This window comes from Paucidesulfovibrio gracilis DSM 16080 (assembly GCF_900167125.1).
GTDB classification, from domain to species: Bacteria; Desulfobacterota; Desulfovibrionia; order Desulfovibrionales; family Desulfovibrionaceae; genus Paucidesulfovibrio; species Paucidesulfovibrio gracilis.
Genome location: NZ_FUYC01000003.1, coordinates 63,325 through 85,605 on the forward strand (window position 1 = coordinate 63,325; position 22,281 = coordinate 85,605).

General features: G+C 57.0%; 17 protein-coding genes. 10 read left to right on the top strand and 7 right to left on the bottom strand.

Annotation, left to right across the window (positions count from 1 at the left end; genetic code table 11):
* Window positions 1–38: 38 nt before the first annotated feature.
* The 4 genes from B5D49_RS04575 to B5D49_RS04590 are packed head-to-tail and all read right to left on the bottom strand — an operon-like array spanning window position 39 to window position 4,197.
* Window positions 39–461: an acyl-CoA thioesterase gene (locus B5D49_RS04575; RefSeq protein WP_078716500.1), complete on the bottom strand. Its 423-nt coding sequence runs from the start codon at window positions 459–461 to the stop codon at window positions 39–41.
* Entirely contained in the window at window positions 461–1,669 is a 1,209-nt protein-coding gene (locus B5D49_RS04580) for a cofactor-independent phosphoglycerate mutase (protein WP_078716501.1), read from the bottom strand. Before B5D49_RS04580 ends, B5D49_RS04575 begins: the two co-directional genes overlap by 1 nt.
* Before the next feature lie 27 nt (window positions 1,670–1,696).
* On the bottom strand, window positions 1,697–2,983 hold the full coding sequence (locus B5D49_RS04585) for a homoserine dehydrogenase (protein ID WP_078716502.1): 1,287 nt from the start codon (window positions 2,981–2,983) through the stop codon (window positions 1,697–1,699).
* Window positions 2,984–2,985: 2 nt separating this feature from the next.
* Window positions 2,986–4,197, bottom strand: a complete 1,212-nt coding sequence (locus B5D49_RS04590; RefSeq protein WP_078716503.1) for an aminotransferase class I/II-fold pyridoxal phosphate-dependent enzyme — start codon at window positions 4,195–4,197, stop codon at window positions 2,986–2,988.
* A gap of 279 nt (window positions 4,198–4,476) precedes the next feature.
* On the opposite strand from B5D49_RS04590, the gene B5D49_RS04595 reads away from it, so the two are divergent.
* The 9 genes from B5D49_RS04595 to B5D49_RS04635 all read left to right on the top strand — a co-directional run bounded on the left by B5D49_RS04595 (window position 4,477) and on the right by B5D49_RS04635 (window position 14,510).
* Window positions 4,477–5,400 (top strand): branched-chain amino acid transaminase, encoded by a 924-nt coding sequence (locus B5D49_RS04595; protein WP_078716504.1) that lies wholly within the window; start codon window positions 4,477–4,479, stop codon window positions 5,398–5,400.
* Window positions 5,401–5,473: 73 nt separating this feature from the next.
* Window positions 5,474–7,309 (top strand): DNA polymerase III subunit gamma/tau, encoded by a 1,836-nt coding sequence (gene dnaX, locus B5D49_RS04600; protein ID WP_078716505.1) that lies wholly within the window; start codon window positions 5,474–5,476, stop codon window positions 7,307–7,309.
* An 84-nt stretch (window positions 7,310–7,393) separates the two neighbouring features.
* Entirely contained in the window at window positions 7,394–7,705 is a 312-nt protein-coding gene (locus B5D49_RS04605) for a YbaB/EbfC family nucleoid-associated protein (protein ID WP_078716506.1), read from the top strand.
* Between the two features lie 9 nt (window positions 7,706–7,714).
* Entirely contained in the window at window positions 7,715–8,320 is a 606-nt protein-coding gene (recR, locus tag B5D49_RS04610) for a recombination mediator RecR (protein ID WP_078716507.1), read from the top strand.
* A 180-nt stretch (window positions 8,321–8,500) separates the two neighbouring features.
* Window positions 8,501–10,696 carry an SF1B family DNA helicase RecD2 gene (gene recD2 / locus B5D49_RS04615; protein WP_078716508.1) on the top strand — a complete coding sequence of 732 codons (2,196 nt, stop codon included), beginning with the start codon at window positions 8,501–8,503 and terminating at the stop codon, window positions 10,694–10,696.
* Window positions 10,697–10,958: 262 nt separating this feature from the next.
* Entirely contained in the window at window positions 10,959–11,465 is a 507-nt protein-coding gene (locus B5D49_RS04620; protein ID WP_078716509.1) for a ferritin, read from the top strand.
* 123 nt (window positions 11,466–11,588) lie between these two features.
* Complete coding sequence (locus B5D49_RS04625; RefSeq protein WP_078716510.1) at window positions 11,589–13,283, top strand: 2-oxoacid:acceptor oxidoreductase subunit alpha; 1,695 nt, start codon at window positions 11,589–11,591, stop codon at window positions 13,281–13,283.
* Between the two features lie 17 nt (window positions 13,284–13,300).
* A complete protein-coding gene (locus B5D49_RS04630) occupies window positions 13,301–14,152 on the top strand; it encodes a 2-oxoacid:ferredoxin oxidoreductase subunit beta (protein WP_078716511.1) in 852 nt (283 codons plus the stop codon).
* 10 nt (window positions 14,153–14,162) lie between these two features.
* A complete protein-coding gene (locus tag B5D49_RS04635; protein WP_078716512.1) occupies window positions 14,163–14,510 on the top strand; it encodes a patatin-like phospholipase domain-containing protein in 348 nt (115 codons plus the stop codon).
* Here the strand turns inward: B5D49_RS04635 and B5D49_RS04640 are convergent.
* The 3 genes from B5D49_RS04640 to B5D49_RS04650 form a co-directional block, all read right to left on the bottom strand.
* Window positions 14,476–16,812, bottom strand: a complete 2,337-nt coding sequence (locus tag B5D49_RS04640) for a GGDEF domain-containing protein (protein ID WP_078716513.1) — start codon at window positions 16,810–16,812, stop codon at window positions 14,476–14,478. The genes B5D49_RS04635 and B5D49_RS04640 overlap by 35 nt on opposite strands.
* 173 nt (window positions 16,813–16,985) lie before the next feature.
* Window positions 16,986–19,238: an acetyl-CoA carboxylase carboxyl transferase subunit alpha/beta gene (locus B5D49_RS04645; protein ID WP_078716514.1), complete on the bottom strand. Its 2,253-nt coding sequence runs from the start codon at window positions 19,236–19,238 to the stop codon at window positions 16,986–16,988.
* 42 nt (window positions 19,239–19,280) lie between these two features.
* Window positions 19,281–20,693 (bottom strand): biotin carboxylase N-terminal domain-containing protein, encoded by a 1,413-nt coding sequence (locus B5D49_RS04650; protein WP_268802025.1) that lies wholly within the window; start codon window positions 20,691–20,693, stop codon window positions 19,281–19,283.
* Between the two features lie 237 nt (window positions 20,694–20,930).
* Between B5D49_RS04650 and B5D49_RS04655 the strand changes: the two genes are divergently transcribed.
* Entirely contained in the window at window positions 20,931–22,193 is a 1,263-nt protein-coding gene (locus B5D49_RS04655) for an NAD(P)/FAD-dependent oxidoreductase (RefSeq protein WP_078716515.1), read from the top strand.
* The last annotated feature ends 88 nt before the right edge of the window (window positions 22,194–22,281 follow it).

Sequence of the window (22,281 nt, forward strand, 5' to 3'; positions counted from 1 at the left end):
TCGCCCCAGGGGGGTGGGACGGCGTTATCGTATGCGGTTCAGGCTTCAGCGCCGAACATATCCTTTAGCCATAGCGGAATGCGCACGGGACGTCCTTGTGGGTTGACGCAGGCGTGCTCGGTCATTCCCGTAGCAAGCAGAATCCGTCTGTCCTTATCGAACATTTCGTAGGAAAACTTAAGAGATGCGCGGTTCCAATTCGAAATAACACAACGCAGGGCGATGCAATCGTCATAGCGTGCCGGCGATCGGTAGCGGCATTGGGCCTCCCGGATGGGAAGCAGAAAACCACGCCGTTCCACTTCGGCGTAGCTCATGCCTCTTTCTCGAATGAATTGGCTTCTGGCCCGTTCGAACAGATGGAGGTATTCCGCATAGTAGAGCACCCCCATTGTGTCCGTTTCGCCGTAGGAGATGAAGTGTTCATACCATGTTTCCGGACTCGTGGTGTCGCAGGACATTATTCGTCCCCCAGTTGCCGCAGGGTCCAGGGCAGGAGGTCGTGTCCGTGGTCCAGAAGCAGACCCGCGGCATCGGCCTGGGCTTCGCTGAATTGGGGAGCGCCGGATTCCCGGCAACCCGGAAACTGGAGAAGGAAGGGAACGGGATCCGTCGTGTGCGTGCGTTCCACGATGGGCGTGAAATGGTCGCAAGCCGCGATCCAGGCAATGTCCTGGCCGGCCAATGCCTCGCGGAGCGGGCCGACCACGCGGGCATCGAAGCGCCGCATTGCTTCCACCTTGTCTGCGGCGATGCCGGAATGTCCGCATTCGTCCGGTGCCTCGATATGCACAAAAACGAAATCGCCCCGTTGGAGATATTCCAGGGCCGCATCCACTTTCCCCTGGTAATTGGTATCCAGCAATCCTGTGGCTCCTTCCACTTCGAGGACTTCCATGCCGGAAGCAAGGCCCAGTCCTTTGATCAGATCGACTGCCGAGATCACGGCTCCCTGAAGGCCAAAGGTCTCGGCAAAATCCGGCAGCTGAAGCGGGCGTCCCTGTCCCCATGGCCAGATGGAGCGCGCCTTGCTGGAATTATCCGGACCGGCCAGGAACTCCGCGGCCTTGTGAACCAATCGGTTCAATTCCGGGCTGGCGGCAAAGGCGGACACATCGTCGGCAATGCTTTTGTTGGTCAAGTCATGCGGCGGATTGACGTATAGCTTTGCATCCGCCGTGGCTGCTCCGTTCTTTTGGATCAAAAGATGCCGATACTGAACCCCGGTCACAAAAGAGTAGGTTGCATCGCCCAGTTCGGCCTGCATATGTTCAATTAGCGGTGCAGCCTGTTCCGTGGTGATGTGCCCGGAGGAATAATCCAGCATCACGCCCTGCGGCGTCAACTCCGTTAGATTCACAAGATTCATGCGCCAGATCAGATCGTCCGGGTCGAACCGTAAGCCTTGTGCCGCGGCTTCAATGGGACCGCGTCCCGTGTGATGGCGGGCCGGGTCAAAGCCCAGCAGGGACATGTTGGCCGTATCGGATCCTGGTGCCATGCCATGGGGGATGGTTTTGCACCGGCCCAAGATGCCGGTCCGGGCCAATTCGTCAAGATAGGGAGTCTCCGCGGCCTCTATGGGAGTTCGGCCTCCAAGTTCTTCCAGGGGCCAATCGCCGAAGCCGTCGGCGATGAGAAAAACGACCTTGCTTGCTTTGGGCGGCATGATTGAAATGCTCCTCGGCTGCTCGGGTTACATGATGCGGTAATGCACTGTAGATTTGACGGTAAAGTCCATGGCGTCGATGTCGGCGATGACCCGGCGCATGGCCTCGGCGCTGGCGTCGTGGGTGATGAATACCACGGAGACGGAACCGTTTTCGCTGTCGCCCTTTTGCACTGCCTGGGCAATGGATACTCCGTTGTCGGCCATGGCCTGGGCGATGCTGGCCATGACGCCTGTGCGGTCTTCCACTGTGGCGCGCAAGTAGTGCATGCATACGGCTTGATCCGGGGGAAGAATTTGTGCACGAGCCATGGGCGCGTTGCGGAATCCCGTGTTGTCCGGGTGCTCGGGACCACGGATGAGCGCCATAATATCGGAGAGGACGGCGGAACCCGTCGGCAGGTCTCCGGCTCCCTGGCCGTGCAGCATGACCGGGCCTACGGCGTTGCCTGTCAAGCGGATGGCATTGTAGTTGCCGCCCACCCGGGCCAGCAGATAGGTGTAGCGGACCAGAGCGGGAAATACGCCCGCTTCGATGCGCCCGTTGACCTGTCTGGCTTCGGCAATGAGTTTGATGCGGTAGCCGAACTCCCTTGCATAGGTAATGTCCTGGGGAGTTACGCCGGTGATGCCGCGGACAGGCAATTCTGTAAGGGGGTAATCCAATCCAAAGGCCAAGCGGATGAGTACTACGAGTTTATGCGCGGTGTCGTGTCCCTCGATGTCCAGGGTGGGGTCGGCTTCGGCATAGCCCAGATCCTGGGCCTGGCTCAACGCCGTGTTGAATTCCAGGCCGTTGACCGTCATCTCAGAGAGTATGTAGTTGGCCGTTCCGTTAAGAATGCCGACCACTTCGGAGATGCGGTCCCCGGCCAGCGCCTCGCGAAATGTGGCTATGGTGGGAATGCCTCCGGCGACGCTGGCTTCGTAGAACAGACCCAGACCTTTTTCCGCAGCCAGGGCAAAAAGTTCGGTGCCGTGTTCGGCGAGCAGATGCTTATTTGCCGTAACCACGTGCTTGCCCGCATTGAGGGCAGCGGTAATGAGGCGGCGCGGAGCTTCCACGCCGCCCATGAGTTCCACTACGATGGATACGTCGGGATCGTCGATCAGTTCGGCGGGGTCCGCCGTGAAAGAGGCTTCTGAGCCGGGGGAGGCGGCGCGGACCTTATTCAGATCGCGCACAAGCACCTTGCGGATGGCGATTTGACGCCCCAGACGGCGTTCGATCCAATCACTGTTGGATTCCAGGATCTTGGCCAGTCCTGACCCCACGGTGCCGAATCCGGCGAGGCCGATGTATACCGTTTCCATTCTTACCCCTTGGCAAAGAATCGTTTGAGATTGCGGCAGGCTTGGTTCGTGCGGTGACGGTTTTCCACAAACGCGAATCGGACGTGGTCGTCACCGTAGGCGCCGAATCCCAAGCCGGGAGCCACAGCAACTTCCGCTTCACGAATCAGCATTTTGGAAAATTCCACGGAACCCATTTTTTTGAATTCGTCAGGAATTTCCGCCCAGAGGAACATGGTGGCCTTGGGCGGAGTGACCTCCCAACCGGCGCGGTTCAGTCCTTCGCACAGGGCGTCTCTGCGATCCTGGTAGATATCCATGATGCCACGCACGGCCTTGTCCATATCTTCTACGCAAAACTGCGGATCATCGCCCAGGTCACCGGCCAGGGCGCAGGTGGCCGCGATCTGAATGGGATTGTAGATGCCGTAGTCCAGATAGCTTTTGATCCGGGTGAGCGCCTGAACCATGTCTTTGTTACCGCAGCAAAAGCCCACGCGCATGCCTGCCATGGAATAGCTTTTTGTCATGGAGAAGAATTCCACGCCGACATCCATGGCTCCGCGGGCCTGAAGAAAGCTCGGAGCTTCGTAGCCGTCGAAGGTGAAGTCTGCGTAGGCCAAGTCATGAATGACGTAAAGGTCGTGCTCTTTGGCGAAATCCACGATACGCTCAAAGAACGGAATGTCGGCGCATACCGTTGTGGGGTTGTGCGGATAGTTGATGATCAGCAACTTGGGCTTGGGCCAGGTGTGGCGAATGGCGGTTTCCAAGTCCTCGAAAAAGTCCCTGTCCGGGCCGATGGGAACGCGGCGTACGTCGGCTCCGGCGATGATGGAGGCATACGGATGGATGGGGTAGGCCGGATCCGGTGCCAGCACCACATCCCCGGGGCTGAGCATGGCCAGGGCCAGGTGTGCCAGGCCTTCCTTGGCACCCATGGTCACGCAGGTTTCCATGTCCATGTCCAGTTCCACGTTGAAGCGCCGTTTGTACCATCCGGTAATGGCCTTGCGCAGCCCCTTGATGCCCTTGGAGGCGCTGTAGCGGGAGTTGCCGGGCTTGTAGGCGGCTTCGGCAAGCTTGTCCAAAATGGGTTTCGGGGTGGGAACGTCCGGGTTGCCCATGCCGAGGTCCACAATGTCCACGCCGTCCTGGCGCATCTTGTGCTTCAGTTCGTTGACCGTGGCAAAGACATATGGGGGAAGGCGGTGTACCCGAGCAAATTGCTGCATATCCTGCTCCTTTTCTCGGTTCAGGGAATGATGTTGAATTGGTATACTTATCCGGCGGATCACCCGTGTGTCAAAGGGGAATTCCGTTTCAGGGGGCATACCCCCCGAAAGGGTGAGCCGTTCGAAGGCCGCACCGGCGGAAAGAGAGGCGCAAAGCGTGGCTCTTCTTGACCTCCCGCATCGAATTCTTTAGCCTTCAAAACTTTCCTGGAAGAAGTGTCCAGGAGGGTTTGCAACACATCCCGGCACCGCTGGAATCCGTAGAGGAGAAAAACAATTATGGTGCAGAAATCCGAAACAATCTGGTTCGACGGCAAGCTGGTTCCCTGGGACGAAGCCAATGTGCATGTCCTGACCCACGCCCTACATTATGGAACATCCGTATTTGAGGGTATTCGGGCCTATGAGGGGACCAACGGCAAGTCCGCGGTGTTTCGTCTTCAGGAACATATGGATCGCCTGGTGGACTCCGCCAAGATCATCGGCCTGGATCTGAAATATAACAGCGAGCAGTTGACCGAGGCGACCATTCAGACCCTGGAGTCCAATGGACTCAAGGAGGGCTACATCCGCCCCTTGGTTTTCGTCGGCGCGGGCGCCATGGGAGTGCATCCCGGGGCGAACCCCTTGCACGTGTGCATCGCGGCCTGGCCGTGGGGGGCGTATCTCGGCGAGGAAGCCTTGGAAAAGGGCATTCGCGTAAAATGTTCCTCCTTTACCCGGCACCACGTGAACGTCATGATGACCAAGGCCAAGAGCGGCGGCAACTATGTCAACTCTGTGCTGGCCAAGACGGAAGCCGTTGCTGACGGGTATGACGAAGCCGTTATGCTTGACCCTCAGGGCTATGTTGCCGAAGGGACGGGCGAGAACCTTTTCATGGTCAAGGACGATGTCATTTATACTCCCCCGCTGCATAACGTGCTGGGCGGGTTCACCCGCGACTCCGTGATTACGCTTGCCGGTGATTTGGGCTACGAGGTGCGGGAAATCACCATGGGCCGTGATATGCTCTACATCGCGGACGAAGTGTTTTTTACGGGCACTGCTGCGGAAATCACGCCGGTGCGTGAAGTGGACCGCCGGGTCATTGGTGAGGGCAAGGCCGGTCCTGTGGCCAAGCTCCTGCAAACCGAGTTCTTCCGCATCGTCAAAGGGGAGAACCCCGATTACGCCCTGTGGTTGCACGAGTACGAAATCTGATGATCAACCGGGGAGGGCTTTTCCCCCTCCCCGGACTTCCGGGACCGCCCGGACCGGTCCGGAGAACCTCTGAATGAGCATCTCAAGCCTCACTGCCAAATATCGCCCGCAGACCTTTGCCGAAGTGGCAGGGCAACAGGCGATCAAAACCATTTTGTCGCGTGCCGCTGCGGAGAATCGCGTGGCTCCGGCATATCTTTTTTCCGGGACGCGGGGCGTGGGCAAGACAACCATTGCCCGCATTTTCGCCAAGGCGCTGAATTGCGTGAACGCGCCTACAGCCGAACCCTGCAATGAATGCTCCCGCTGCCGGCAGGCCACCGCCGGCGTCTTTCCCGATGTGATCGAAATTGACGGTGCATCGCACAACAAAGTGGAGGATGCCCGCAGCCTCAAGGAGGACATTGGATACGCCCCTCTGGAAGGGCGATACAAGGTCATCATCATTGACGAAGCCCATATGCTCACGGTGCAGGCTTTTAACGCGTTATTGAAGACGTTGGAGGAGCCGCCACCGCGCGTCACCTTCATCATGGCCACTACGGAGGTGCGCAAGTTCCCGGCCACCATTGTTTCCCGATGCCAGCATTATGTCTTTCAAATGTTGTCGCAACGGGAGCTTTGCGAGCACTTGACTGGAATCTTGGACCTTGAAGGCCTTCAATACGATGCCGGAGCACTGGAAATTATTGCAAAGCGTGGCGCAGGAAGCGTCCGCGATTCCATGTCCCTGCTCGGGCAGGCCTTGGCCTTGACCCAGGGCGTTCTGCGTGAGGAAGATGTTCGGTCCTTTTTGGGATTGGCCGGGCAGGATGTGTTTTTCTCCCTGATGCAGGCTATTCATGACCGTGATCTCGTGGCCGTTGAGCAGGTTTTGCGCGGGGTGTTGGATCAGGGGTTGGACCTGGGGTTTTTCCTGCGCGAGCTTGCCGGGTGCTGGCGGAATTTGTTTTTGCTGCGTCAGGCAGGAGAATCCGCCTTGGGATTACTCAATTTCTCAAGCGATGACGCCAAGGCATGGCTCGAATGGGCCGGGCGGTTTCAACCTGCACAAATTCATGCTTCCTGGCAAATGACGTTGGAGGGCCAGCGGCGGGTCATGACCAGTATGGAACCGGCTATGGCCCTGGAATTGCTGTTACTCAACCTGGCGTCGCTGCCTGATCTGCTGGATCTTGAATCTCCTTCCGCGCCGCTTCCCGGCCCGGTTCGATCCAATGCGGCGGGTGTACCGCAGGAAGGGGCGGCTCCGGCACAGCCGTCAAACGGTCCCGGAGGTCGGCCTTCCAACGCCGCGGGATCCACAAAAACGCAGCGTGCCGGACATAAGGAATCAGCTTTTTCGTCCGCTCCAGAGAGCGGTAGAGGCGAAAGCCCCCGCGGGTCCGCTGGCAGGAACCGTGAAACCAGCTCCGTGGAGGAGGAATCCGAGCCGCCGGGGCTAGCCGCAACGCCGGAAAATCCGGCGGCTGAGACAAGGGCAGGGAAAACGTATGTCGACCCGGACCTCGGGGGGGACGTTTTGTCGCGTCCCTTTGTCGCCCCCGGACCTCCTTCCTGGAAGGGATTTTGTGATTATCTGAAGGAGAGAAACGGCGATAGCGACTTCAGCACCACCAATTTACACGGTGTATCGGGGACGTTTGCCGAAGGGACATTGCTGATGCATTGTCCCAATGCCTTCATGGGCGACAGGTTGCGCCGAGGAGAATGCGGCAAAGCGTTTCGTAAACTTTTTCATGAGTATTTTGGGCCAGATGCGCAGTTTCGTCTTGAGGTGGATGATGGCCTGGCGGCCATGACCAATCAGGAACGGGTCAAAGAGATTGGGGAACACCCGGCGGTGCGTCGGGTCTGTGATCTTTTTGACGCCTCGGTCAAAGAGGTGCTTCCGCGCAATCTGGCTTGACTTTGCGGCATGGGTCTGGAAACAACGCCATGAACCACCCCCGGGCAAGTCCCGGTGTGTAGGAAACCATACGCTGGAGGAACAATGAAAGGCATGAATGATATGATCCGCCAGGCGCAGATTATGCAGCGCAAGATCGCGGACACCCAGGAAAAACTGAAGACCCAGGAAGTGGAGGCCACTGCCGGAGGCGGCATGGTCCGCGTTAAGTGCACCGGTGGACAGGAAATTTCTGAAATCGTCATTGACCCCAGTGTGGTGGAGAGCGGCGATGTGGAAATGATCCAGGATCTCGTTCTGGCCGCTGTGAATGAGGGATTGAAGCAGTCCAAAGAAATGATGGAGCAGGAAATGGGTTCCATCACTGGTGGGCTGAACATCCCCGGTTTGTTTTAGAGGCAGGCCGTGCAACAACTGCCTGCCCCCCTCCGCGAGGTGGTGGACCAATTCGCAGGGCTGCCCGGCATCGGGCCGAAATCCGCGCTGCGTATTGCGTTGACGCTTTTGAAAATGCCAGAAGAACGGGCCAGGGCGTTTGGGCGTTCTGTCTTGGAATTGCGGGACAACTTGTGCCTTTGCCAGGAATGCGGCTCCCTTTCGGAATCGAATCCCTGTCAGCTTTGTTCCGATCCGGAGCGTGACGACTCTCAGCTTTGTGTCGTGGCGGAGTGGGATTCGTTGCTGGTTTTGGAGGAAATGGGCCAATTCCGTGGGCGGTACATGATTCTGGGGGGATTGCTGGATCCGCTCAGTGGGAACGATGCCTGTAGCCTCGAATTTGAACGACTTCGCGAACGAATGGAGCGGGGTACGGTTCGGGAGCTGATATTGGCCCTCGGTGCCACGCTGGAGTCCGAAACAACCTGTTCTCATGTGAAGAATTTGGTTGAAAAGGGATGGCCGGGGGTCCGTGTCTCCCGATTGGCTCAAGGCATCCCCATGGGGGGAGAGGTCAAGTACATGGACAAGGAAACGTTGCGTCAATCCTTGATGCACCGGCAGTCCCTGTAACTTGTCGGCATAGCCTGTCTGCACCATGGTGGTGGGGAGGGATGTGGTTCGTTGATCTCCCCAGTCTCCTTGTACATTTTCCGGAGCTAGGATCTCGCCTTGCTCCTGTTTTGATTTGCCAGTAAAAGGGCCGGAGTCCCGGCCCTTTTTTCGTTTCCCCGACCGGGTGAGGGAGTCCGCATGTCCACCGTACTGGAAGCTGAAGTACTGTCCGTTGTCTATCATAATGAAGGGAGCGGCTGGGTTGTTGCGCGCGTTCGCGCCAAGGAGGAACCCGGTCAGGTGACCATTGTGGGAACATTGGGGCGCTTGACCCCGGGAGAATCGTTGGTCCTGAAGGGGGAATGGAAAACGCATCCCAAATTCGGACGGCAACTTGAAGTGGCATCCTTTGAACAGGCTCGTCCTGCCACGGAAAACGGTGTCATCAAATATCTTGCTTCCGCAGCCATCAAAGGCATCGGTCCCACCACAGCGGAGCGCATGGTCAAGCGATTCGGCGTGGAAGTCCTGGATATTCTGGATAATGACCCTGAGAAACTTTTGGAAATTCGCGGAATATCCAAGAATAAGCTCAAAGGGATTCTGGAATCCTGGGATACGCAGCGCGAGATCAAGAACCTGATTGTTTTCCTGCATAGTCATGAAGTGCCGCCCACGTTTGCCGGTCGAATTTTTAAGATACATGGTGCGCAGTCCGTGCGTCGGCTCAAGGAAAATCCCTATGAGCTGGTGTATGAGATTCGGGGGGTGGGGTTTCGCACGGCAGATAGTATGGCCCTGAAACTGGGCTTTCCGGCAGATTCACCACAGCGGATTCAGGCCGCGGTAGTGTTTTGTCTGTTTTCCATGAGTGAGCGGGGCGGCCATTTGTACGTTCCCAGAACCAAGCTCCTGCATGAAGCGGCCAAGCTGCTGGAAGTGGGGGACGTGGAGTTGTTGGAAGACGCTCTTGGCGTGCTTGAGGAGAAAAAGCGCATTCATATGGAAGACCTACCTGGTGAAGATCAGGAACAGGCCGTGTACCTCTGGCATTTTTATCGATACGAGCGGGAGATCGCCCGGCGGCTTTATGAGCTGCTTTCTCATCCTTCGCCCGTGAGTCGGAAGGATGTTGAGCAGGCCTTGCCCAAGGTAGAGACGGAATTGGGCTTTGCCCTCACGGATGAGCAACGTGAGGCCGTGTTGGGAGCCTGCACAAATAAGGCATTTATTATCACCGGCGGACCGGGAACGGGCAAGACGACCATCACAAGGGCTATTGTAGCCACGCTCCGTCGTCTGGGACTTAAGCCCAAGCTGGCCGCTCCCACGGGACGTGCTGCCAAACGGCTTTCCGAGGCCACTGGCCGCAGTGCCCTGACGCTGCACCGCATGTTGCAGTTCCAGCCGGACGGGGGATTCCAGTATGGGGAGGACAAGAAACTCAAGGCCGATGCCATGCTGGTTGACGAGGCTTCCATGCTGGATGCATATCTCTGTCTTTCCGTGCTTCGTGCCTTACCGTTGACCTGCCGTTTGATCCTGGTGGGAGACGTCAACCAGCTGCCCAGCGTGGGACCGGGCAACGTGTTGGCGGATTTGATTCGTTCCGATGTGCTACCCATGGCAAGTTTGTCGCATATTTTTCGTCAAGCTCAGGAAAGCGCCATTGTTACCAATGCCCACCGCATCAATGACGGGCAATTTCCGGATGAAAGCCCGCATCCCCCGCCGCGTGCGGATTTCTTTTGGGTGCGGCAGGACGACCCCTCCCAAGTGCAGCGCATTATCGTGGAAACGGTCTGCGACCGAATGGGCGAACGGTATGGCCTGAACCCCATGCGGGATGTGCAGGTGCTTACGCCGATGCATAAGGGGGAAGTCGGAACCCAGGCGCTGAACAAGCTGTTGCAGCAGCGGCTCAATCCTCCGTCTCTTTCGGCCAAGGGGCATCAGATCAAGCGTGGCTTTCAGGTCTTCCGTCCCGGGGACAGGGTGCTCCAGCTTCGGAATAATTATGAAAAAGAAGTCTTCAACGGCGATCTTGGCTGGATCGAGGACGTGGACGCCTCTGCCGGGGAGTTGTCCGTGGATTTTGATGGAAATCTGGTCTATTACGAATCTTCGGAATTGGATGATTTAACCCTTGCCTATGCCGTATCGGTTCACAAATCCCAAGGCAGCGAGTACCCGGCCATTGTGGTGCCGGTCGTCACCCAGCACTACATCATGCTGCAACGCAATTTGTTGTACACAGCGTTGACCCGCGCCCGAAAGCTGGCCGTCATGGTGGGCGGGGAAAAGGCCTTTGGCATTGGCCTCCGAAACGTGGATGCCTTTAAGCGGCATACTCGGCTCAATGATCGTCTCCGGGGGCTGTTCGACCAAATTTGACCCCGGTAAGCGCCCACACCAAGATTGCCAGCCATAATGAAGGCCGGTTTGTTCGGTGTGCGGGATCCATTGGACAGTGGTGTTTTTCGTTAGCCCCCTGTTTTAGTCTGAAATTTTTCTAATCCTCCCTCCTTCCCCCTTTCATCCCACGCAAAATGTGTTATGTTTTCCCTGTGTCTTCGATACGAATGCGCGGTGCCCGGGACGGCCCGGTAGGCACCGCGTTTTGTCGCAATCCATTCCAGCAATAAGTGAGGAACGCATGCTTAGTGAAAAGATGGAACAGGCCATTAATGAACAAATTAAATGGGAGTTTTACTCCGCATACTTGTACCTTTCCATGTCCGCCTATTTTCAGGATCTGGGACTGCCCGGTTTTGCGCAATGGATGGAGGCCCAATACCAGGAGGAGGTCTTCCACGCCATGAAGATGTTTCGCTACGTTGGAGAGCAGGGAGGCCGTGTGCGGCTTCAGTCCATTGACCAACCGGATCATGAATGGGCGTCACCGTTGGCGTGCATGGAGTTTTCGCTCAACCATGAACGTGAAGTGACCCGGCGCATCAACGAACTGGCTTCCCTGGCGCAGGACGAGCGGGACCACGCCACATTCATCTTTATGCAGTGGTTTGTCTCCGAACAGGTGGAAGAGGAAGACACCTTCGGCGATGTGGTCGGCAAGCTCAAGCTCGTGGGCGATGGCGGCGGCCTTTTCATGTTGGATCGGGATCTTGGGGCGCGTGTGTTTACGCCACCGACCAACGAGTAGTTCCTCTATGGAAGCGCCGGTCTTGCTGTCCGGCGCTTTTCGGTTGGCTCGGGTATCGGCCTGTCCGCACACGGAGAGGGTAACACCGGTTTACAATCAAACCCATTGTGGCAAGGAGGAAGGATGCCTGAAACCGCAGTGAACATCCTGGTGGGAGGCGAGGCCGGACAAGGGCTGGCCACCATCGGAGAACTTATGGCCAAGGCGTTGACCCGGGCCGGATATGAAATGGCCGTTACCCAGGACTACCAATCTCGAATCCGGGGCGGGCATAATACGTTTGCCATCCGTGCGGGGGTGGAACCGATCTGGGGACCGGAAGAGGGGATCGATATCCTCGTGGCTCTCAACCAGGAAACCGTGGACAGGCATGGTCCACTGCTGAAGCCGGGGGGCGTGGTCGTGGCCGGTCAACGTGTGGAGCTGGGCGGATATTCCGGTCTGCAGGTGCCGTTTCGTGAATTGGCTCCCAAGCCCATCTACCATAATGTGGCGGCTCTGGGCGTGCTTGGTGCCACGCTGTGCGGCGATCCGGCCATTCTGGAAAAGCTGGTTTCGGATACATTCTCCGGCAAAGGGGACGAGGTCGTTCGTACCAACCTGGAAGTGCTCCGAAAAGCGTATGAATGGGTTGCGGCCCAGGATTATGGCTTTACCTGCATGCCGTCCCCGCCGGAACCGCAACAGGAACGGCTGATGCTGCATGGTAATCAGGCCTTGGCTCTGGGGGCGTTGGCCGCAGGCTGCAATTTTGTATCATTTTATCCCATGACGCCCTCCACCTCCATCGCCCTGACGTTGATCGGCAAAGGGCGTGATTTGGGGCTGGTTTCGGAGCAGGCCGAAGATGAAATCGCGGCGCTGAATATGGCCTTGGGAGCCTCGTATGCCGGGGCGCGGGCGTGCGTGACCACCTCCGGGGGCGGGTTTGCGCTCATGGTGGAGGCCGTGAGCCTTGCTGGCATCACGGAAACCCCCGTGGTCATCTTTCTGGTCCAGCGTCCTGGCCCGGCAACGGGATTGCCCACGCGGACCGAACAGGCGGATTTGAATGTAGCACTTCACGCCGGGCATGGTGAGTTTCCGCGTGCCTTGCTTACTCCCGGTACGGTGGAGGAGTGCTTCCACTTTGCCCATCTTGCGTTCGACCTTGCAGAGCGGCATCAGTCCCCGGTGATCGTACTTTCGGACCAGTTCCTTGCGGACCAGTATCGCAGTGTCGCGCCGTTTGATTTGGCGGCATTGCCGGAGGGTGACCGTCCTTTGCTGGAGGTCGATGACCCGGCGACATACCAGCGCTACGCCTTGACGGAAGATGGGGTCAGCCCACGAGTGATACCGGGCTTTTCCACGGCCCTGGTCAAGGTGGACAGCGATGAGCATGACCAGGAGGGGCATATTGATGAAACCCCGGAAAACCGCATGGCCCAAAACGAAAAACGGTTGCGCAAAGGGGCCGGACTGCGTTCGGATGTGATCCCGCCGGAGCTGCTCGGCCCGGAGGATGCGGACGTGTTGTTGGTTTGTTGGGGATCCGGACTGGGGGCGTGTGTTGAGGCCATGCAACAGCGCAATGCGCAAGGCCAGAGCACAGCTGTTTTGCATTTTAAACAGGTCTGGCCCATGCGTGAGGATCAATTCATGCCGTTTCTTGAGCGGGCGAAAACTGTGGTGGGAGTGGAAGGCAACGCCACTGGACAGTTTGCTGGGCTTGTGCGTCGGGAAACCGGTTTTGTGTTCAGGGGGATGGTGCTGCGTGCCGATGGTTACCCCCTGACGGCCCGGTATGTGTTGGAAGGCCTTGAAAGTTTGGTCTGAAGCCTGGAGGAATAGCCATGACGACAATAGAAGAATTCGGCACCTACGAAACCGCGTGGTGCCCCGGTTGCGGCAATCACGCTATTCTGAAGGCTGTGAAACAGGCTTTTGCCGGGATGGGACTGGCTCCTCATGAAGTGTTGCTGGTTTCCGGTATTGGCCAGGCAGCCAAACTTCCGCAGTATCTGCGGTGCAATATGTTCAACGGACTGCATGGCCGTGCGCTGCCTGCGGCAACAGGAGCACGACTGGCCAACCCCGGGCTGAAGGTTTTCGCTGTCAGCGGCGACGGGTGCACGTATGGCGAGGGGGGCAACCATTTTCTTGCTGCGTTGCGCCGTAATCCGGACATCACGCTGCTGGCGCACGACAACCAGATTTATGGGCTGACCAAGGGACAGGCCAGTCCCACAACGACCTTCGGTCAGAAGACCAAGGCCCAGCCCGCAGGACAGCCTTCAGCCCCTCTCAATCCTGTGGCGCTTGCCGTGGCCATGCGCGTGAGCTTTGTGGCCCGTGCCTTTTCCGGGGAGGCGGAGCATTTGGTGGAAATGATCACCCAAGCCGCGAACACCCCCGGATTCGCTTTGGTGGATGTGCTCCAGCCGTGCGTTTCCTTCAACAAGGTCAATACGTTCGGGTGGTATAAAGAGCGTTGTTACAAACTGGACAAGGAACATGACCCCACCGACTGGGGCGCGGCCATGCGCCTGGCCGACGAATTTGGCGAGAGAATCCCCTTGGGGGTGATTTGGCAGGGCGACCGTGAGCCTTTTGAGGCTGCGGCGTCTGGAAAGGCTGCAACGGCTTTGGCAAAGCATCGTCCGGATTCGGCCATGCTGGAACAAGTGCTGCGTTCGTTTGCTTAGGGAGGAAGAAATGCGAAAGGTTGCATTGTTTGCGTTCAATGGAGAACTGATGTGCTTTGTCCATGTGTTGCTCAACGCACTGGATATGCACGAGGCTGGCAATGAAGCGACCATTGTTTTCGAGGGGGCAAGCGTCAAGTTGGTTCCAGAACTGGAGAAGGAAACCACCCCGTTTCATGGGTTGTATGCCCAGGCCCGCACAACCGGGCTGATCGGAGGCGTGTGCCGGGCCTGTTCTGCCAAGTTGGGCGTCTTGAAGTCCGTGGAGGATAGCGGGCTGCCGCTGTTGGATGATATGCAGGGACACCCGTCCATACGGGGCTTCATGGAACAGGGATATGAGATTTTGACGTTTTAAGCGGCAGGCGGGGCGGTTTTGTCTCAAGAGGCGGGCTGTCCCGCCGGTCGCGTACATACGCATTGCCCGGAATGGACTTGGCGTATTTCTTGATTCCAGCGGCCCGTTCGCTGATCTCCTTGAAGCTGGTCGGGCCTTCAATGGAAATAATGCCCAATGAGATGGACACCAAGGGGTATTCCCGTTGCCGTCCGTCCCGTCCCGTTGCCTTGATCCAGCCCCGGTCCCGATCTTCCACGCAGTAGCAATTTCGAACAAGTCTTGAAAAACAGCGCACTGTGCCACGGCAGATGCGTTCGCTTTTTTCCGGGGGCGTGATGATGACGAAATCATCGCCACCGATGTGACAAAGTTTGCTTCCTGCCTGTCCATGACGTTTTGTAGCCCAGGACAGGATATCCGCAGCCAGCTTGATGATCATGTCCCCGTTTTTGAAGCCGTAAGTGTCGTTGTAGACTTTGAAATTGTCCAGGTCCGCATAGATGATGTCGAATGTTTCCCCGGAACGGATGCGTGATTCCAATTCTTTTTCCACAGCAACATTTCCCGGCAACCCGGAAAGAGGGTTGGTGCCTTTGGCCATTTCCACCTGAACCTGCGCCAGGGTATTCATGAGGCGTTGGACCGTGATGACGCCGAACAGCTTTTTGTGCCGCGTGATGATAATATCGTCGTACGCCTTCAGCGTGGGGCGTTCCATGGCGAGCTTGGCGGCCTGCTCCACCGGAGTGCGTTCATCCACCACCAAGGGGGCTGAGTCCATCACGTTGGTCACGGGCCGATTGAAGAAAAGGGCCATGCCGTATTGCGTTGTGAGCTGGCGGTTGAGGTGGTATTCCATCACCAATCCCAGGGGCCGACCGTCGTCCTCCACCACAAGATTGGAGATGTGTCGGTTTTCCTCGAAGAAACTGCGGGCCTCACAGGTCAGGAAGTCCTGATTCACCGGGTGGGGCGGTTCTGCCAGCTTCCCGACGGGAATGGAACAGGAAAAGGTTTCCTTGCTCAGGTCGGTCAGTGGCTTGATGGTTTGCGGGTCAATGGCCAGCTCGGGGCGGGGCGAGCCGGGACGTGCCAGGTAAAAGCCCTGTCCGAAGTGAACGCCCATGTCCACAAGGCAGGTGGTTTGTCCCTTTGTTTCAATTCCTTCGGCAAGGATCCGTGAGCCTATTTTATTTGCAAACGAGACAAAGGTTTCAATCAAGGCACGTTTGACCGGGTCGCGGTCCACATCCATGACCAGATTTTTGTCTATCTTTATGAAATCCGGTCGGATCTCGGCAATAGATGTCAGGCCGGAATAGCCGGCTCCGGCATCGTCAACAGCTACGAGAAAACCTTGCGATCGATAATGAGCCAGCGTGCGGTAGAACAGATCAAAATTTTGGATGCTGTGTCGTTCTGTGATTTCAAAAATCACGTTTTCCGGGGTCAGACCCGCTTCTTCCAAGAGCTGTAAGGTTTTCCCCGGGGTAAAGTTCGGGTCGGCCATGGTCTTCGGGTGGATGTTCAGAAAGAGTTTTTGTCCACTGACGATGGCCCCAAGTCCGGAAATGGCCTTTTCACGACAGATTTCTTCCAGCCGGAAGAGCCGTTCCAGTTTTTCCGCCATTTCAAAGAGCATGACCGGGGAGCGGAATGGAGAGCCTTTAGGACCGCGTGCCAGGGCTTCCCAGCCAAACACATTGCCGTTTTGGAAGTCCATGATCGGCTGATAGTGAATACGGATGTCGCCCCGTTCGATGATGTCGCGAAAATCATGGGCAAGGTCGAGCTGGCTGATGACGATCTGACAATGGGCGGCAGTGCGCGCTTCGTTGACGGCATGGAGGAAAGCGTTGGCCGGGGAGGTGGATCGTTTGGTCTTGAGAGTGGAAAATCCTATGCCAAGTTCCACTTCTCTGCCGGTTCGCTGGAGCATAAGCTGTTTGAGATCGTTTTGCACTTTGAGCTTGATGGCATAGGTCAAGTCTGCCAGTCGGGAGGTGTCTTTGCTAAGCAATGGCCAAAGGAGCAGCAGTTCGCCTGGGTTGCTTTGAAAAAGCACAGCCTGGTCTTGGCAGGCTTCCTCACGGGCGGCGTGCAGCAGACTGTCACCGAGTCGCTCTTCCAGTTGGGCCACAAGGGTCCGGCCATAGAGGTTGGTGAGTAGATAGTGGTCCTGTATGTTGAAGACCAGCAATACCCAGTGCTCCGAATCGCCGATCTTGTCCAAAAGTCCCCGTTTCGACGCGATGCGCCGCGGGGTGGAACACCCGGGTGATTCCAGAGGCCGGACAAACGAGGACGTGTGTTGCGCCATGGGATCCTTTGAGCCGATATGTTTTGTTGTGGAACACTCGTTAGGTCAGAGTGGTATCCTCTGGCTGTGGATCAAATATGACGGATTGGTGACGATTCTGTGTCGTTTGGAGCAAAAAAAAAACGCGCACCGACCGTAATCGATGCGCGCAGGTTTGATTCATTGAACAGTGCTTAGCGGTAATAAAGATTTCTACCGCCGATGGTCAGGAACGCCTGCTCCAGGTTTTTGCGGATTTCTTTCCGGTCCCAGACGTCCTGAATATGTCCTCGCTTCAAGGCCTTGAAGCAGTTGTGGTAATCCGGGGCAATGTCCAGCCCTGTGGTTTCCTTGATCACTCCTGGACCGGCAAAACCGATGCGCGATGAACGCACCGCATACTGGTAGGGAGAGCATCCCAGGAAGGAGGCCAAAGGACCGGCGTAGGAATTGGTGTCGTAAAGGACGATGTAGAGACCGCCCGCTTCGATGTAGTGCCGCACGGCCATGGTCACGCGGGGCATTTGGATGAGTCCGTTAACGCCTTCCTGGATGCGGATTCCCGCCGTGCCGTGGATGTAAGCCACAAAGGGCTGATGCCGCTTCTTCGCAATTTCCAAGGCCCGAATGAACTTTTCCCCTTCAGCTGCACCCACGGAGCCGCCCCGGAAGTCGGCAACAAGCATGGCACAAGTCAGCCGAATACCCATGAGCGAGGCATTAAAGGTCATGCATGCGCTTTCCAGGCCGGTCTTGTCCTTGGCTTTTTGTACTCGTTCCTCGAAGTTGGGGAAGTTTGTCGGGTTGGCTGAGGCGATGTTCCGGTTGAACTCCTGGATGGAGTCCTTGTCAAAGATATTCGCCAGATACCATTGGTATTCCATACGGAAATGATGCCCGCAGTTGGGGCAGGTTCCGGCGAAGTCATCAAACAGGTCACGCGCCCAGATGTCGAGGCAACCGTTTTTGGGGGCGTTGGGACAGGAAATCTCCCTGTCAACACGGGCCTGAGGACTCACGTATCGGGCCAGGGTCTCATTGCCGTTCGGTTCGGCGGGCTGGCTCAGATTAGTCAGTCCGTCCACCTTTTTCCCGGTGGGATGACCATTCAGGCCGAGAAGCCGGAATATGGCCTGCCGCATTTGATTCATCCGGCTGGCCACAGCGTGCAGTTCGTCGGTGGCTTCAGCCGTGACGTTTTTGATGCTCTTGCCCATGGCCCGCAGAACCTTATAGCGAATCACGGAATGAGCCGTGTCCACAAAGCTCTTATTGGCCATGAACATGCGTTGGAACAGGGATCGATTATCCTTGAAGGCATGTTTGGCCAGGCCCATGAACTTTTTCCGGCGTTTGTGTATCAGACGTTGCCGGGCACCCTGGCTGAGATGCCAACGGACAAAGATTTTTTCCACGTCCGAGGGATCGTCGCTACGCCATTTCATGGCCAGTTTGCGCAAAAAGCGCAGGCTGCGAACCGAGAGGGCCACATTGTCCGTAGCGCGGATGACCTCCCCGCGAAGCCGTTTGAAGAAATCGAAGTGTTCCGGCCGGGCGCCCAGCGGAGGCTCCTGCACCACGACATCAATATAACCGTTTTTCCGGTTGTCTTGTGCCGTGATGCGCTGATGCAGGGCACATTTTTCAATAAGTTCCAGGCTGGCGCGTTGGTTTGCCTTGATGCGGCCTTCAATGGCTGCGGCCCCTTCCGGCGAAATGACGGAATAGTACCCATGGGAGAGCATGAGCCGGCGGTCGGCCATACCAATGGCTTCGGCGCCGCCGGACCCTCCTTCGGAGAAAACGGCCACGATGGGGACCGAAAGGCCGCACATTTCGTAGATGTTTTCTGCAATCTGTTGGGCAGCGCCCGGGTAGTCTTCAATGGGGTAGGAACCGGGCGTGAACACGTAGGTGTGGATGGGAATATTTTCCTGGGCAGCCACCTTCATGTATTTGAGGGCGTTGGCATTTCCCCAAGGCTTGATGGAGCCGCCATTGCGGAATTCCTGGCCGTGCCCCTTTTCCTGTCCCACGACCATGACGGGTTGGTTGTAGGTGCGTTTTCCTACGCGGCGTGTGATGCAGGCGCGGGCAATAACCATGCCCGGGTCGATGCTGTTTTCGTCACGACCGCCGATCTCATTGTAGGTGTCGTAGACGTTTTCCAGGATGTCGCGCAGACAGACGCGTGCCGGGTGGCGCACGATGCGGACTTTGTCCATGGCCGTCAGCTCGTGGTCGATGCTCTCCTCCAGAACCTGAAGGCGCTGTTCATGGGCCTTTAATGAGGCCATGAGGCGTTCATCGCCGCACGCGTCGGTGATTTCGAATTCCGAGAGCTTGTCCAAGAAGGCATCAAGACGCGGGTTTCGTTTGTCCCCAAGAATTTCCTGGGCGTATTGGACCCGTTGCCGCAGCTCTTCAAGCTTCTTTTCAATATCCATAGGGTTCCTTTTCTCGATCGGGAACAGCACGGTTTTGTCGGATTAAAATTCCAACAGTCCCTTGTTGTTGGTACGCAGAAAGTCGAGGTTGGATTTAAGCTCCAGACCGGCGGTATCGTTGCCTTGCAAGTCAACGCCGTCCAGTGCGACCATGCCGCGGGCCTTGGCTTCTTCCAAATCCGCGCCCCAAACAATGGCCAGGGCCAGGTTGGGGTCGTACTCCGTGGGGATTTGATAAGCCCGATCCGTGGGAACATGGGTGTGCATTGTCAGCCAGGGAGCGCTTTTCCACTGAAAAGTATCAATTTGTCCGACCCAGGGTTGAAAGCGATTGGTGGTATCCTCGGCGATGATGCGGTATTCGATGCTGACCCCTTCGAAGGTGATGTCCTTTTGGGAATACCCCATGGGGTCGCCCAGCGCCAGCCGGATTTGCTCCCGCAGCAGGTTTACCCCGTCCTTGCCGTGAATGCGGGCGATGGCGGCGGAAACCCCGTTTTCGACCTGTATGCGAGTATTCACTTCAAGAAGGAAGGGGTCGCCCTTGGGTGTGACGATCCATTCCCATGTTCCTACGCTGTCGTACTTGATGGCTTCCGCCATGCGCAGGGAGTAGTCCGTAATGTCGTCAAGAACTTTTTGGGCGTCAAAGGAATAGGTGATGCCGTCCGGGTAGAAGCCCGGGGCGGTTTCAATGCGTTTTTGGCGTCCCGGACTCTGCACGGAGCAGTTCCGGGTGCCGAAAGTGACGTGCCGTTGGCCTGAGCGTTCGGAGACGATTTGCACTTCCAGATGGTTGAAGTCAAAGACGCGCTGTTCGATGAGCACGCCCTCGTCGTTGAACTGGCGCATGGAATAGTTACGGATACGGCGATAGATTTGCCGGAACCGGTCCATATCCGGCACTTCGTCGATACCCATGCCGCCGCCGCCAGCCGAAGCCTTGACGAGCACCACGGGGCAGGAAATGCCTTGGGCTTCTTGGAAATCGAACAAATTTTCAGCGATTTCCTCAGCTTCCAGTTCATCATAAATGGCCCGGTCAGAGCCGGGAACCGTGGGGACATTCAGGCTGCGCGCCAGGCGTTTGGTGTTGATCTTGTCACCCAAATCTCGGATGACCCACCACGACGGCCCGATGAAAATCATGGGGCGCTGACGTTGCACCACCCGCCGGGCAAAGCGATAGTTTTCGGAAAAGAAACCGTAGCCGGGGTGAATGGCGGTGGCTTGGGCCGCGTCCGCCACGCTGAATATTTCACCGGCATCGTTGTAGGAGCTGATGCGGTAGGCGCAGTGTTCTCCACCCAGGGTGCGGGCGGTTTCCACGTGGCCGGAAGCTTGGTCTTCGGCGGTATACACGGCGACGAAGTCGTGCCCCAGGTCGTGGCAGGCTTCCATAATACGAACGGCGATCTCGCCGCGATTGGCGATAAGGACTTTGTGTTTGTTCACGGTGGTACGTCTCCAGGACAGGATTCACGAGAGGGCATTGCATAGCGTTTCTCGTTCGCGGATGCAAGTACACGCTTGCCCCTTGGGATTCTAGTCATACGGCAAGGCGTGGCCGGGGGCAAGGTGGAAGGTTTTTGTAGATTTTTTTACTAAAAATGACTATGAACAGGGTAAACAGTCACTCAGTAGCTATTTAGATTCGCAAAAATGTGAAAATATGCTTTGGGAGCATCTGGAATGAAGTACGTAATTGTCGGCAATGGCGTTTCCGCCATAGGAGCCATCGAGGGGATTCGCAGCCGCGATCCCTCTGGCGAAATTGTTGTCGTGAGCAATGAGTCCGTACCAACGTATGGCCGTCCCCTCATATCATATTATTTGGCAGATAAAATTAAACTGGAAACCATGCCGTTTCGTCCCGAGGAGTGGTACCAGCGCAACGCCGTTGAAATGAAACTTGCCTCCAATGTGGTCGCCGTGGACCGGGAAGCCCGGTCCATCATCCTCCAGTCCGGAGAACACGTCAGCTATGACCGGTTGCTGCTCGCAACGGGCGGCACTCCTGTAACGCCGAATTTTCCGGGAGTGGATGGACCGGGCGTGTATCATTTCACCACCATCAGCCATGCCGAACAATTGCGCGAGATTTCTGATTCCGTGCAGAGCGTGGCGGTCGTGGGAGCGGGGCTGATCGCGCTCAAGGCGGCGGAAGGATTCGCGGAAAAAGGGATTCCTGTCACGTTGATTGTCCGTTCCCGAATCATGCGTGCCTACTTTGATGAGATTGCAGGTGACATGGTGGTGCGGCATCTTGAAAAGCACGGTCTTTCATTCAAGCAGGAAGCCGGAACGCGGGCCATCGTGCGGAGGCATGACGGGACCATCGAGGGCGTGGACACAGACAAGGGATTTGTACCCGCCGACGTCGTCATCGTTGCGGCCGGCGTTCGTCCAAGCAAGGATCTGGCCGAGTCCGCAGATCTGAAGGTCAATCAAGGGATTGTCGTGGACGATACCTTGCGGACCACCGATGAACGCATTTTCGCGGCCGGAGATGTGGCCGAGGCATTGGATATGCTCACCGGAGAATATACGGTTCGTCCCATCTGGCCCAACGCGTATACCCAGGGGAGGTATGCCGGACGGAACATGGCTGGTGAACCGGAACATTATTCGGGCGGTCTTTCCATGAACTCCATCACCTATTACGGCCTTCCCACCGTGGCCGTGGGCAATTCCACCCCATTGCCGGATAGCGGATTGGAAGTGCATTCTCAGGTTCATGAGGAGGATTCCGTCTATTGCAAGGTTGTTTTTGACGGTGACGTGCTGGTCGGATGTATCCTTATTGGGGACATTGACCAGGCTGGTCTGTACACGAGCTTCATCAAAAACAAGTTTCATCTGGGCGAGGATGCGAAACAGGCCATCATCGACGGGAATCCCAGTCCGGTGCATTGGCCCGAGGAATATATTCAGCAGATGCAGAACACGCCGTAACGGTCAGCCCTCGTAGGCAACCCGTTGCATCGCGGGGATCATTCCAGTCCACATGTCGTGTCGTCACGCAGCGGGCTGGAATTTTTTG